This is a genomic window from Leifsonella bigeumensis (assembly GCF_039537265.1).
Lineage (GTDB): Bacteria > Actinomycetota > Actinomycetes > Actinomycetales > Microbacteriaceae > Terrimesophilobacter > Terrimesophilobacter bigeumensis.
Genome location: NZ_BAABAE010000001.1, coordinates 295,305 through 307,755, shown reverse-complemented (window position 1 = coordinate 307,755; position 12,451 = coordinate 295,305). Strand labels below are relative to the sequence as shown.

Genomic DNA, 12,451 nt, shown 5'->3' with positions numbered 1-12,451 from the left:
TGCGGTTCACTCATTCCGAACTCCATATCGCGAACGTCATCAATCATGGTCCCCAAGGAAGGCGCCCCCAGTAGACACCGTCCAAGAGAGAACAACCCCCGAATAGAACTCCGTTCCGAAGGCGGACAGGCCCGGTTTCATAGACTTCAGGAGCATTTCAATCGGGTACGCAACGCCCGCTAAGCCTCCAGAAACACCCCGATTGCGCAACTATCACTCACAATATTTGCGTAGCACGCCCTCCCGCAGCTTCCAGCCGCGGCATCACGCCGAACCACTTACACAAAAATCCTTACAGACCCAAGCGAGGGCGAGCTCCTCAGCCCCGCTCCTGCAGCTTCGCGAGCATGTCGTTGTATTCGCCGAGGTCGGCGTCGCCGTCGCGGTCGGCCTTGCGGTCGAGCCGTTTCGCGAGGGTCGAGTCGCTGCGAGCCCACAGGATGACGACGGTGATGGCCAGGATCACGGTCGGGATCTCGCCGATGCTCCAGGCGATGCCGCCACCGATCCGTTGGTCATCGATCGCGCTCGGCCCCCATGGCCTTCCCATCGCACCGAACCAGTCCGCGAGCAGGAGGCCGCTCCCGGTCATGAGGGTGAGCCCGAAGAAGGCGTGGAACGCCATGGTGCCCAGCAGCACGATGAGGCGCATCGGGTAGGCGGCGCGATGCGGCATCGGGTCGACGCCGATGAGGGTCTGCACGAAGAGGTATCCGCTCACCAGGAAGTGCACGATCATGAAGGTGTGGCCGATGTGGTCGACCATCGCGTAGCGGAACAGCGGGGAGTAGTAGAAGACCCACAGCGATCCGGCGAAGAACACCGCAGCGACCACCGGGTTGGCGAAGAGTCCGGCGAGGCGGGAATGGACGGCGAGGAGGATCCATTCGCGCATCCCCCGGCTGCCATCCGACCTCTTGCGGATGGCGCGGAGGGCGAGCGTGACCGGCGCACCGGGCACGAGCAGCACCGGGATGATCATGCCGAGCGTCATGTGCGCGAGCATGTGCACACTGAACAGGTACTTCTCGTAGGCGTTCACGCCGCCGTTGGTGATGTAGAACAGCGCCGCGAGGCCGGCGAGGAAGGAGAGCGTGCGCAGGATCGGCCAGCGGTCGCCGCGCCGGTGCAGCCGCCACACCCCGGCGAGGTAGAAGAAGGCGAGGAATCCGATGATGATCACCCAGAGGATGTCGAACCGCCACTCGGTGATGAATCGGATGGGGGTGAGCTCGGGCGGCAGCGGTTCGAAGGTGAGGATATAGGCCGGGGTCGCCGTAACGACCTCCTGGGGAATGGGCGTCTGGGTTCGCGCGAGGGCGGCGGCGACCCCGGAGGCGAGCCCCATGAACGCGAGCTCGGCGGCGACGAACCACCAGAAGTAGCCGCGCGCGCCGTTGGTACGGTCCTGCATCCGGCCGACCAGGAACCGGCGCTGCACGGCGCCGAAGAGCCCGAGGGCGCCGAGCGCGAGCACCTTGACGATCACGAGGATGCCGTAGGGAGTGAGCAGGTTCTCGAACGTCCCGACGCGCAGCGAGGCGTTCACGGTGCCGGAGACCACGACGACGACGAAGCACATCAACGCGACAGACGAGAACCGGCCGAGCACCGGACCGATGCGGCCGCCCTCGAGCGTGCGCCGGATCAGGACGATGGTCAGCAGCCCGCCGAGCCAGATCGCCGCGAACTCGATGTGCAGGCCCAGGCTGCTGATGGCCAGGTCGTGGCCCGCGGCGCCCGCTGAATGCCCCTGGAGCGCCATCGGCACGAGACCGGCCGCCGCGAGGATCGTCACGAACACGAGGACGGTCCGGTTGCGCACCGCGAAGCACAGCACCGTGACGACGGCAGGAATCAGGGTGCTCGCGAGCGCGGCCTGCCCGATCGGGCGGTCGGTGAGGTACGTCCCGAAGAGCTGACCGAAGCTGTCGTCGAAGGTGACCGGTTGCAGGTACACGCTGAGGAAGGTGAGAAAGCCGGTCGCAGCGCCGGCGACCGTCCAGAACGCGGCGCCGGCCGCCGCGACGTCGAGCGCCGCGTTGTACTCCGGCTCCGCGCTGTCGAGGGCGAAGCACACGAGAACGAGCGAGCCGAGCGTGACGGCGGCGCCGAGGTTGAAGAGCAGTTGGGCGATCGGGAGGCCGAACCGCACGACCGGGCCGGGGTCGGCGAGCGGGGGCGCATCCGCACCACCGCCGAAGCCGAGGGCGACGAGGAGAGACAGCAGCGCCACGACCAGCAGGAGGGCTGGCCCGGCGATTCTCACGAGCCTCGGCACGACTCCAGCCTAGGCGTCTCCGGCGCTCCGCCCAGGCGGACGTCGGGGGGCGTGAGCCGGTCACGTGGCCATCGCGGTCGTTCGAGGCCGGTGCGGTCGCAAAGACCCGTGCAGTCGTTAAAGGACTAAGGGGCGCAGCGCCGAAGCGCCGCACCCCTCACTCGATCTGGTCGATCAGCCCTTAGCCGCAGCCTTGAGCTTGCTGCCGGCGCTGACCTTCACGCCGTAGCCCGCCGCGATCTGGATCGTCGCACCCGTGGAGGGGTTGCGGCCCGTGCGGGCAGCCCGGTGCGTGCGCTCGACGGAGAGCCAGCCCGGGATCGAAACCTTCGTGCCATCGCCCACCGAGGCGGCGAGCTTGTTGAACAGCGAGTCCAGGATGCCGTTGACGGTGGCCTGGCTCTGCCCGGAGTCCGCGGCAATGGCCGCGACGAGCTCGGTACGGTTTAGTGACTTGTCAGCCATTGGTGTCCTCCTCGGACGTCGTTCTTGCGATAGTGCCGAATTTACCAGCTTGACTTGGTGATTCCGGGCAATTCGCCACGGTGAGCCATATCCCGGAATCGCACGCGAGAAACGCCGAATTGCTTCAGGAAACCGCGCGGACGACCGTCGATGGCGTCGCGACCGCGCACGCGGATCGGCGACGCGTCGCGCGGGAGCTTCTGCAGCCCGAGGCGGGCGGCCTCGCGCTGCTCATCCGTCGACGCCGGGTCGACAAGTGCTTTCTTCAGCTCGAGGCGCTTCGCGGCGTAACGCGCGACGATGACCTTTCGCTGCTCGTTCTTGGCGATCTTGCTCTTCTTGGCCATGCTTTAGCGCTCCTCGCGGAATTCGACGTGCTTGCGTACGACCGGGTCGTACTTCTTCAGCACGAGCCGGTCAGGGTCGTTGCGGCGGTTCTTGCGGGTCACGTAGGTGTACCCGGTTCCGGCCGTCGAACGAAGTTTGATGATGGGACGGACGTCCTGCTGCTTTGCCACTAGATCTTCTCCCCACGGGCCAGAAGGTCCTTGACCACGGACTCGATGCCGCGGGCGTCGATGACCTTGATGCCCTTCGCGCTCAGGGTGAGCGTGACGTTACGGCGCAGGGACGGCACGTAGTACGTCTTCTTCTGGATGTTCGGATCGAACCGCCGCTTGGTACGACGGTGCGAGTGCGAGATGTTGTGTCCGAAGCCTGGGACGGCTCCGGTCACCTGGCACACTGCTGCCATGGTTCTTCCTCCAATACCGTAGGGACGCGATGCCCTACCCAAGGTCACTTGTCGGCGCGCACGGTTCCACCGGGAATTCTGGTGGTGGAGGTGCGCACATGCGGAGCGGAAATGCTCAACCGGTCAAGTGTACGTGACCTCGCGCGACGCGGCAAACCGCTTTCCTCGGCGGATGCCGCTGTCCCCCTAGACTTCGCCCATGAGAATCGTCGCCGTCATCCGTTTACTCGTCGCACTCGCCGGAGGCACCGCGATCGTCGCGACCCTCATCGACACCGCATCACGCACCCCCATCAATCCATTCAACTTCTTCGGCTTCTTCACGATGCAGAGCAACATCCTCACGGTGATCATGCTCCTCGTGGCCGCGATCGTCGGTTTCGCAGGCAGGCCGCACAGCGCGGGATTCGCCCTGTTTCGGGCTTGCGTGACGACCTACATCGTCGTCGTGGGGATCGTCTACAACACCCTGCTCATCGGGCTCGAGGGTGGCATCACGCTCGCCTGGGCGAATACGGTTCTGCATGTCGCGATCCCCCTGTATGTCGCACTCGACTGGATCATCGTGGGTGACCGTCCCGCCATACCGTGGTCGAAGCTCTGGGTCGTGGCGGTCTACCCGATCGTGTGGATCGGGGTGGTCCTCGTACGCGGTGCGACTGACGGGTGGGTTCCGTACCCGTTCCTCGACCCGGCACTCGGTTACGGCGTCGTCGCCGCCTACTGCATCGGAATCGCCGTGGCCATCATCGCGGTGGGTGCCCTCGTGTGGTGGGTCAGTCGCATTCGGTTGCTGCGCGTCTGACCCTCGGCCTCGCAGCCCGCAGTACACGCCCCGACTGTCCCAAATGAAGGAGAATCGCCCGGGCCCCATGAATCAGGCCTATGTTGGCGTGGGCCGCATCCATCAACGCCTTCATTTGGGACAGGCGGATACGCTCGGTGCATGCGCATCGGATATGCGACCGGATACTGGAAGCAGGGGCCGCCGCCCGGCGCCCTCACGGCCATCCGCGCGGCGGAGCGCCTCGGCTACGAGTCGGTGTGGACCGCAGAGGCTTACGGCTCGGATGCCTTCACCCCACTGGCCTGGTGGGGATCCCACACGAAGCGGGTCAAGCTCGGCACCGGCATCGCGCAACTCTCCGCCCGCACTCCGACGGCCGCCGCGATGGCGGCGCTCACGCTCGACCACCTCTCGGGCGGCCGGGCCATTCTCGGGCTCGGAGCATCCGGTCCCCAGGTCGTCGAGGGCTGGTACGGGCAGCCGTTCCCCAAGCCGCTCGCCCGCACGCGCGAGTACGTGGCGATTGTGCGCGACGTGCTCGCGCGCGAGCATCCGGTCACCGCGCCCGGCCCGCACTACCCGCTGCCGTATGCGCCGCCGGCGAGCGGCAGTCCGGATGCCACCGGGCTCGGCAAGCCGCTGCGATCGACCGTGCATCCGCTCCGCGCCGACCTGCCGATCTACCTCGCGGCAGAAGGACCCAAGAACGTCGCCCTCGCCGCCGAGATCGCCGACGGATGGCTGCCGTTCCTGTTCTCGCCGCGCGCGAACGCCGAGTTCGCCGGCTACCTCGCCGAGGGCTTCGCCCTGCGCGAGCATGGGCTGAGGTCGCGGGAGGAGTTCGATGTGGCGGTGCAGCTGGCCGTCATCCCGCATCCGGATGTCGAGGCCGCCGCCGACCTCGTCCGCCCGACGATCGCGCTCTATGTGGGCGGGATGGGCGCGAAGGGCGCCAACTTCCACCGGAATGTCATCGACCGGCTGGGCTATGCCGAGGCGTGCGATCGCATCCAGGAGCTCTACCTCGCCGGCCACAAGAAGGAGGCCATCGCCGCGGTGCCCACCGCGCTCGTCGAGGAGGTCGCGCTCGTCGGGCCACCGGAGAAGATCCGGGACGAGCTCGCCGCGTGGGAGGAGTCGGTCGTGACGACGATGCTCGTGCAAGGGCCGGCCTTCGCGCTGCGGGCCATCCGCGACGTCGTGACGGGGACGGGCTCGCTCGCCTACGCCCGGCTCGCGGCCCGGATGTTCGCGGCCAGGCGCCCTTAGGCCCGCCGCCTTCTCGATTGATGCTCGTTCGGACGAGTGATGATGCCGCGGCGGGCACACCCGTCCGGATGACCATCACTCGCGAGCGGGAGGTACCTGCTAGGCGCGCGAGCAGTCAGCGCACAGCCCGAAGACGTCGACGACGTGCTCGGGCTGGGTGAAACCGTTCTCGGCGGCGACCTTGCGCGCCCACTGCTCGACGGCATCCGCCTCGATCTCGACCGTCACGCCGCAGTTGCGGCAGATGAGGTGATGGTGGTGCTGCCCCGGCGTGCAGGCGCGGTAGAGCGCCTCGCCCTCGGCCGACTGCAGTGAGTCCGCCTGGCCGCCCTCCGCCAGGTCCGCGAGCGCCCGATACACGGTCGCGAGGCCGATACTGGTTCCGTCGTCACGCAGCGCCGAATGCAACTGCTGGGCGCTCACGAAGGCGTCCTGCGTGTCGAGGGCCGTTTTGACGGCCTCCCGCTGCCAGGTATTCCGCTTCACCGGGTGAGTCACCCTCTCTCCAACTCCACCGCGCATGACCGCATCCTAACCCCGGGCCATCGCAGGCGTTCGGCGAGCGCGGATCCCCATCCGGTCGCGACGCCATCCGATCAATCGGCAGACCAGGTAGATGAGGAAGGAGATCGTGGTGACATAGGGGCTGATCGGCAGTCCACCACCCAGCGCGAGCAGGATGCCGCCCACGACCGCCACAACGGCAAACACGACGCTCAGGATCGGGGTGAGCAGCGGGGACGCCGTGACCCGCATCGCCGCAGCAGCCGGCGTCACCAGCAGGGCGAGCACGAGCAGGGCGCCGATGATCTGGATCGACACGGCCGTCGCGAGCGCCAGCAGGATCATGAACAGGATCGAGATCGCGGTGACGGGCAGCCCCCGCGCCCTGGCGACATCCTCGTCGACGCTCGCGAAGGTGAGCGGACGCCACATGACCACGAGTCCGACGATCACGACGACCGAGACGAGGATGAGCCAGAACAGCTGCGGGTTGTCGACCGAGACGATCTGGCCGGTGAGCAGACCGAACTTGTTGGCGGCCCTGCCCTGGTAGAGGGCGAGGAACAGGATGCCGAGCCCGAGCCCGAAGGGCATGAGCACGGCGATGATCGAGTTGCGTTCGCGTGCTCTCGCCCCGAGAACCCCGATGAGGATCGCGGCCAGGAGCGATCCGACGAGGGACCCGGCGACGACGTTCGCCCCGAACAGGAGGGCCGCCGACGCGCCGGCGAAGGAGAGCTCGCTCACCCCGTGCACGGCGAAGGCGAGATCGCGCGTCATGATGAACGGGCCGATGAGCCCTCCGACGACCCCGAGCAGGGCACCGGCGATGATCGAGTTCTTCACGAGGACGAGCAGCTCCCCGTAGTCGGAGAAGCCGAAGATCTGCGACCAGAAGTCGCCGACATCCGTTGCGAGCAGAGCATCGAGCATCAGCCGATCACCCCCGACGGCCGGACGTGGTGCTCGAGATGGTCGTGCACGCCGTAGCCCTCCGGCGCCCCGAGCACGGCGACGCGACCGCGCGACCGGATGACCTCGACCGGGGTGTTGTACATGGAGGAGAGCACCTCGGAGCGCAGCACCTCATCCGGTGTCCCCACGCTGAACCGGCCCCCCGCGAGGTAGAGCACCCGGTCGACGAAGGGGAGCACCGGGTTCACGTCGTGCGTGACGAAGACGACGGCGGCACCGGTCGCCGTGCGCTGCTCGTTGATGAGCTCGCTCACCGTGCGCTGGTGGTGCAGGTCGAGCGAGAGCAGCGGCTCGTCGCAGAGCAGCAGCCTCGGATGCGCGGCGATCGACTGCCCGACCCGGATGCGCTGCTGCTCTCCCCCCGAGAGCATCGCGACAGGCACGTCCGCGTACTCGGTGGCGCCGACCGCCTCGAGCACCTCGTCGACCCTATGCCGTACCGCGCGGGAGGGGACGGGGAGCCCCCAGCGCTGCCCGTCGACCCCGAGCGCCACGAGATCCCGCGCCCGCAATGGCGTGCCCTGCTCGAGGAGCTTCTGCTGCGGGATGTACCCGATGCCCTTGCTGCCGCGGGCGACCGGCCGGCCGAAGAGCTCGATCGCGCCGGCGCTCAGTCGCTGCTGGCCGAGGATGACCCTGAGCAGGCTCGTCTTGCCCGTGCCGTTGCCGCCGAGCACGGCGACGAACTCGCCGGGCTGGATCTCCAGGTTGAGGTTGTTCCAGAGCGTGCGGTCGCCGAACGACAGCGTCGCCGCCGTCATCCGGAGCACGGGCGCTGCACGTCCGGAAGCCGCGGTGACGGCCGGAGCCGGGCCACTACCGGATGCGGCGCTCACTGGGTTCCGGCGCCGAGCGCTGCGACGATGGCGTCGATGTTCGATCGCATCCAGTCAAGGTAGTGCATGCCGGCGGGCAGCGTCTCCGTCATCGGGACGACCGGAACGTCGTGCTCGCGCGCCGCGGTCACCGCCTGCTCGATCTCGGGGCCGGTGGTCTGCTCGTTGTGCACGAGGAGGGCGACCTGCCCCGATTCGATCAGGCGGAGCGCCTCGAGCAGCACGGACGGAGCCACGTCGACCCCGCCTTCGACGGCGGACACGTAGTCCTCCGGCGTGACGTTTTCGAAGCCGAGCTCCTGCAGCAGGTAGTCGGGAACCGGCTCGGTGGCGAAGGCCTTCTTCCCCTCGAATTCGTGCCGGAGTCCCTCTGCCCGTTGGATGAGCTGGTCAAGCTGCTCGGTGAAGGAGGCGAGCTGCGCGTTGTACTGTGCCGCACCATCCGGATCGAGCGTGCCGAGGCTCTGCGCGAGCTCGCCGGCGAAGGCCTCCATCACGTGCAGGTCGTACCAGACGTGCTCGTTGAAACCTTCGATGTGGCCATGGTCGTCGTGGCTGTCGACGTCGCCGCTCTCGGCGTCATCGTGGCTCTCGGCCTCGCCATCGTGGTCGGCGGCGAGGTCGCTCACGGTGATCACGACGGTGTCGGACCCGCCTGAGGCAGCGAGCATTCCATCGATGAAGGAGTCGTAGCCTCCGCCGTTCTCGATCACGATGTCGGCGTTCGCGACGGCGAGCTGGTCGCGCGCGGTCGCCTCGTAGCTGTGCGGATCCTGCACCGTACCGGAGATGATGCTCGTGACCTCGGCGCGGTCCCCGGCGATCGCCTGCGCCACGTCGCCATAGACGTCGGTCGAGGCGACGATGCGGATGCCGTCCGCCGTCGTTCCCGGCTGCGTGGCGCATCCGGAGAGCGCGACGACGAGCGCGGCGAGCGCGGCGATGGGGATTGATCTCATGGTGGAACCTGTTCTAAGGGCGGGGTAGGAAGAGCGCCCACAGGCACACTAAGCGCTAATGATAATCATTGTCAATACGAGCCTCACGGCCCCGCAACGCTTAATCGAGCAGCAGCGCCGGCTCCTCGATGATGCTCGCGACATCCGCGAGGAAGCGGCTCGCGACATCGCCGTCCACGACGCGGTGGTCGAAACTCGCGGCAAGCGTCGTCACGAACCTCGGCCGCACCTCGCCGTCGACCACCCAGGGCTTCTGCTTGATCGTGCCGAGCGCGACGATGCCCACCTCGCCGGGGTTGAGGATCGGCGTGCCGGCGTCCATGCCGAACACCCCGATGTTGGTGATCGTGACGGTGCCTCCCGCCATCTCGGCGGGGCTCGTCCTGCCGTCCCGCGCGGTGATGGTGAGCTGTTCGATGGCCCTGGCGAGGTCGAGCAGCGAGAGCGCGTGGGCATCCTTGATGTTCGGCACGACGAGTCCGCGCGGCGTCGCCGCCGCGATCCCGAGGTTCACGAAGTGCTTGACGACGATCTCCGAATCGGTCCACTGCGCGTTCACGGTCGGGTTTCGGCGCACCGCCCAGATCATCGCCTTCGCGACGACGAGCAGCGGCGAAACCTTGACGCCGGCGAAGTCGGTCGAGGCCTTGAGCCGCCGCACGAACTCCATCGTCCGCGTCGCGTCGACATCCACGAAGAGGCTCACATGCGGTGCGCTGAACGCGCTCGCCACCATTGCCTGGGCGATCGCCTTGCGCACCCCCCTGACCGGGATGCGCTCCTCCCGCTCCTCGCCCCACACCGGGGTCTCGAGGTTCTGGAACACCGACGCCTGGGAGGCGTGTCGCACGACATCCTCACGCGTCGTCTCCCCGCCCTCACCGGTCGCGGTGACCGTCGCGAGGTCGACGCCGAGGTCCTTCGCGAGCTTGCGGATGGGCGGCTTGGCGATCACGGCGCTCGCGGATGCCGCCTGCCCCGGCCCCGTCGACACCACGCGTGCCGGCGGCGGCTTTCCCGCGCCCCGGCGTCGCCGCGACGACGCAGACCCGGAGATGCCGTAGCCGACGAGAACGGCGCCGGGCTTGTCCTCCTCCGTGACGCTCGCGGCGGTATCGGCGATGACCGGCTCGGCGGCTGAAGCGGTGCGAGCACCGCCGGCAGCACCGCCGGCAGCACCGCCGGCAGCGTCCCCGGCGGGCGCCGCGGCATCCGCAGTCGCCGTCGCCGTCGCCTCCGTGGTGACCGAAATGATCGGGGTGCCGACGGCGACCGTCTGCCCCACCTCGACGAGCAGTGCATCCACGACGCCGGTGAACGGCGACGGAAGCTCGACGAGAGACTTCGCGGTCTCGATCTCGACGATCACCTGGTTGACCTCGATCGCCTCGCCGGGCGCGACGCGCCACGAGACGATCTCGGCCTCGGTGAGGCCCTCACCGACATCCGGGAGCGGGAACTGCGATGTGCTCACGTGCACTCTCCTGTTCAGTGGCCGTTCGGTTGGTCCAGCGGGCCGGGTTCAGTAGGCCATGGCGCGGTCGACGGCCTCAAGGACCCGGTCGGCATCCGGGAGGAAGACAGACTCGAGTTTGGCGGGCGGGAACGGCACGTCGAAGCCGGTCACCCGCAGCACGGGCGCCTCGAGCGAGTAGAAGGCCCGCTCGGCCACGGTCGCGGCGATCTCGGAGGCGACGCTCGCGAAACCCGGCGCCTCGGCGGCGATGACGACGCGGCCCGTCCGGCCGACCGAGTCGAGGATCGGGCCGTAGTCGACGGGGGAGAGCGAGCGCACGTCGACGACCTCTGCGCTCGTGCCCTCCTCCTCGGCGATCTCGGCCGCCCGCAGGAGCATGCTCACCATCGCGCCGTAGCCGACGAGCGTGACATCGGTTCCGCGGCGCACGATACGGCTCGCGTGCAGGGGCGTTCCGCTCGCGGCGAGGTCGACCGGCCCCTTGTGCCAGTACCGGCTCTTCGGCTCGAAGAACATGACCGGGTCGTTCGACCCGATGGCCTCCTGGATCATCCAGTAGGCGTCGTGCGGGGTGCTCGGACTCACGACGCGCAGGCCGGGCGTGTGGGCGAAGTACGCCTCGGGGCTCTCCTGGTGATGCTCGATCGCGCCGATGTGCCCGCCGTAGGGCACCCGGATGACGATGGGCAGCGCGAGAGCGCCCTCGTGCCGGTTCGTGAGCTTGGCCAGCTGGGAGGTGATCTGGTCGAAGGCCGGGTAGATGAAGCCGTCGAACTGGATCTCGCACACCGGACGATAGCCGCGCATGGCGAGCCCGATCGCCGTGCCGACGATGCCCGACTCCGCGAGCGGCGTGTCCATGACCCGTCGCGCGCCGAACTCGGCCTGCAGGCCCTCGGTGACGCGGAAGACTCCGCCGAGCGGGCCGATGTCCTCGCCCATGAGCAGGACCTTCTCGTCGTCGAGCATCGCCTGGCGCAGGCCGGCATTGAGCGCCTTGGCGAGCGGCAGCTCCTTCGGATCGCTCATGCCCCGGCCTCCAGCGACGCCTCGTAATCGGCAAGCCAGGCCCGCTGGGCATCCATCTCCGGATGCTGCTCCGCATAGACGTGCGCGAACATCGACTCCGCCGGCGGCGGCGCGAGTGCGAGGGTCCTGCGACGGATGTCGGCGGCGAAGTCCTCCGCTTCGGCGGCGACATCCGAGAAGAAGGCCTCGCCCTCTCCGCGGCTCCGCAGCCAGGTCTCATACCGGGTGATCGGGTCCCGCGCCCCCCAGTCCTCCAACTCCTCGGCGGCGCGGTACTTGGTCGGGTCGTCCGAGGAGGTGTGCGCGCCGATACGGTAGGTGAGCGCCTCGATGAGCTGCGGCCCCTTCCCGGATCGGGCTTCGTCGAGCATCCGCCGGCTGACGAGGTAGCTCGCGAGCACGTCGTTGCCGTCGACCTGGATGCTCGGAACGCCGAAGCCCCCGCCGCGGAGATAGAGCGGGGTACGCGACTGCGTGGTCACCGGCACGGAGATGGCCCAGTGGTTGTTCTCCAGGAAGAACACCTGCGGCGTCTGCCAGCTCGCCGCGAAGGTCAGCGCCTCGCTCACGTCGCCCTGCGAGGTCGCGCCGTCGCCGAAGTACACGATGACGGCCTGGTCGACATCGGGATCGCCCGTGCCGCTCAGCCCGTCGAGGACGATGCCCTGCGCGTAGCCGGTCGCGTGGAGCGTCTGCGACCCGATCACGAGGGTGTAGAGATGGAAGTTGCCGGTCTCGACCGGGTTCCAGCCGCCGTGCGTGACGCCGCGCAGCATCCGGATGATGTCGAGCACGTCGAGCCCCCGGATCATCCCGATCGAGTGCTCGCGGTAGGCCGGGAAGATGTGGTCCTGCGGCCTGGCCGCATGGCCGGAGCCAACCTGCGCGGCCTCCTGGCCCATGCTCGGCACCCAGAGGCCCATCTCGCCCTGGCGCTGCAGGTTGGCCGCCTCGACGTCGAACCTGCGGATGATGACCATGTCCCGGTAGAAGGCCTTCAGCAGGTCGTCGCCGAGCTCCTCGACGAGAGGCAGGTATTCCGCGGCAGAGGCATCCTCCGTGTTGAGCGCCCCCTCGGGCGTGAGCAACTGGAGAGCCGATGCGGGTTCTGCCAC

Annotated in this window: 14 protein-coding genes; 2 read left to right on the top strand and 12 right to left on the bottom strand. The window is 68.2% G+C overall.

What is annotated here, in order from left to right:
* Positions 1 to 319: 319 nt before the first annotated feature.
* From ABD678_RS01565 to rpmB, 5 genes are all read right to left on the bottom strand, one after another.
* On the bottom strand, positions 320 to 2,281 hold the full coding sequence (locus ABD678_RS01565; protein ID WP_344753002.1) for a cytochrome c oxidase assembly protein: 1,962 nt from the start codon (positions 2,279 to 2,281) through the stop codon (positions 320 to 322).
* 174 nt (positions 2,282 to 2,455) lie between these two features.
* Positions 2,456 to 2,746 (bottom strand): HU family DNA-binding protein, encoded by a 291-nt coding sequence (locus ABD678_RS01560; RefSeq protein WP_344753001.1) that lies wholly within the window; start codon positions 2,744 to 2,746, stop codon positions 2,456 to 2,458.
* A gap of 41 nt (positions 2,747 to 2,787) precedes the next feature.
* Positions 2,788 to 3,093: a 30S ribosomal protein S14 gene (gene rpsN, locus ABD678_RS01555; RefSeq protein ID WP_344752999.1), complete on the bottom strand. Its 306-nt coding sequence runs from the start codon at positions 3,091 to 3,093 to the stop codon at positions 2,788 to 2,790.
* A 3-nt stretch (positions 3,094 to 3,096) separates the two neighbouring features.
* On the bottom strand, positions 3,097 to 3,264 hold the full coding sequence (gene rpmG, locus ABD678_RS01550) for a 50S ribosomal protein L33 (RefSeq protein WP_096419968.1): 168 nt from the start codon (positions 3,262 to 3,264) through the stop codon (positions 3,097 to 3,099).
* A complete protein-coding gene (gene rpmB / locus ABD678_RS01545) occupies positions 3,264 to 3,500 on the bottom strand; it encodes a 50S ribosomal protein L28 (protein ID WP_018188988.1) in 237 nt (78 codons plus the stop codon). Before rpmB ends, rpmG begins: the two co-directional genes overlap by 1 nt.
* 199 nt (positions 3,501 to 3,699) lie before the next feature.
* Between rpmB and ABD678_RS01540 the strand changes: the two genes are divergently transcribed.
* Positions 3,700 to 4,305, top strand: coding sequence for a Pr6Pr family membrane protein (locus tag ABD678_RS01540; RefSeq protein ID WP_344752996.1), 606 nt, complete (start codon positions 3,700 to 3,702; stop codon positions 4,303 to 4,305).
* A gap of 141 nt (positions 4,306 to 4,446) precedes the next feature.
* Positions 4,447 to 5,556, top strand: coding sequence for an LLM class F420-dependent oxidoreductase (locus tag ABD678_RS01535; RefSeq protein ID WP_344752995.1), 1,110 nt, complete (start codon positions 4,447 to 4,449; stop codon positions 5,554 to 5,556).
* A 99-nt stretch (positions 5,557 to 5,655) separates the two neighbouring features.
* Here the strand turns inward: ABD678_RS01535 and ABD678_RS01530 are convergent, their stop codons facing one another.
* The 7 genes from ABD678_RS01530 to ABD678_RS01500 all read right to left on the bottom strand — a co-directional run bounded on the left by ABD678_RS01530 (position 5,656) and on the right by ABD678_RS01500 (position 12,451).
* Positions 5,656 to 6,078: a Fur family transcriptional regulator gene (locus ABD678_RS01530; protein WP_344752993.1), complete on the bottom strand. Its 423-nt coding sequence runs from the start codon at positions 6,076 to 6,078 to the stop codon at positions 5,656 to 5,658.
* Between the two features lie 9 nt (positions 6,079 to 6,087).
* Entirely contained in the window at positions 6,088 to 6,993 is a 906-nt protein-coding gene (locus ABD678_RS01525) for a metal ABC transporter permease (protein WP_344752992.1), read from the bottom strand.
* Entirely contained in the window at positions 6,993 to 7,796 is an 804-nt protein-coding gene (locus tag ABD678_RS01520; RefSeq protein WP_344753529.1) for a metal ABC transporter ATP-binding protein, read from the bottom strand. Before ABD678_RS01520 ends, ABD678_RS01525 begins: the two co-directional genes overlap by 1 nt.
* Before the next feature lie 71 nt (positions 7,797 to 7,867).
* Complete coding sequence (locus ABD678_RS01515) at positions 7,868 to 8,830, bottom strand: metal ABC transporter solute-binding protein, Zn/Mn family (protein ID WP_344752990.1); 963 nt, start codon at positions 8,828 to 8,830, stop codon at positions 7,868 to 7,870.
* Between the two features lie 100 nt (positions 8,831 to 8,930).
* A complete protein-coding gene (locus ABD678_RS01510; protein WP_344752989.1) occupies positions 8,931 to 10,304 on the bottom strand; it encodes a dihydrolipoamide acetyltransferase family protein in 1,374 nt (457 codons plus the stop codon).
* Positions 10,305 to 10,352: 48 nt separating this feature from the next.
* Positions 10,353 to 11,336 carry an alpha-ketoacid dehydrogenase subunit beta gene (locus ABD678_RS01505; RefSeq protein WP_344752987.1) on the bottom strand — a complete coding sequence of 328 codons (984 nt, stop codon included), beginning with the start codon at positions 11,334 to 11,336 and terminating at the stop codon, positions 10,353 to 10,355.
* On the bottom strand, positions 11,333 to 12,451 hold the full coding sequence (locus ABD678_RS01500; protein ID WP_344752985.1) for a thiamine pyrophosphate-dependent dehydrogenase E1 component subunit alpha: 1,119 nt from the start codon (positions 12,449 to 12,451) through the stop codon (positions 11,333 to 11,335). Before ABD678_RS01500 ends, ABD678_RS01505 begins: the two co-directional genes overlap by 4 nt.

Bases quoted from the DNA above. Each gene is read 5' to 3' on its own strand.
- ABD678_RS01560 (WP_344753001.1), bottom strand. From the start codon at position 2,746: ATGGCTGACAAGTCACTAAACCGTACCGAGCTCGTCGCGGCCATTGCC.
- ABD678_RS01540 (WP_344752996.1), top strand. From the start codon at position 3,700: ATGAGAATCGTCGCCGTCATCCGTTTACTCGTCGCACTCGCCGGAGGC.
- ABD678_RS01520 (WP_344753529.1), bottom strand. From the start codon at position 7,796: ATGACGGCGGCGACGCTGTCGTTCGGCGACCGCACGCTCTGGAACAAC.
- ABD678_RS01525 (WP_344752992.1), bottom strand. From the start codon at position 6,993: ATGCTCGATGCTCTGCTCGCAACGGATGTCGGCGACTTCTGGTCGCAG.
- ABD678_RS01515 (WP_344752990.1), bottom strand. From the start codon at position 8,830: ATGAGATCAATCCCCATCGCCGCGCTCGCCGCGCTCGTCGTCGCGCTC.
- ABD678_RS01505 (WP_344752987.1), bottom strand. From the start codon at position 11,336: ATGAGCGATCCGAAGGAGCTGCCGCTCGCCAAGGCGCTCAATGCCGGC.
- rpsN (WP_344752999.1), bottom strand. From the start codon at position 3,093: ATGGCCAAGAAGAGCAAGATCGCCAAGAACGAGCAGCGAAAGGTCATC.
- ABD678_RS01535 (WP_344752995.1), top strand. From the start codon at position 4,447: ATGCGCATCGGATATGCGACCGGATACTGGAAGCAGGGGCCGCCGCCC.
- rpmB (WP_018188988.1), bottom strand. From the start codon at position 3,500: ATGGCAGCAGTGTGCCAGGTGACCGGAGCCGTCCCAGGCTTCGGACAC.
- ABD678_RS01530 (WP_344752993.1), bottom strand. From the start codon at position 6,078: ATGCGCGGTGGAGTTGGAGAGAGGGTGACTCACCCGGTGAAGCGGAAT.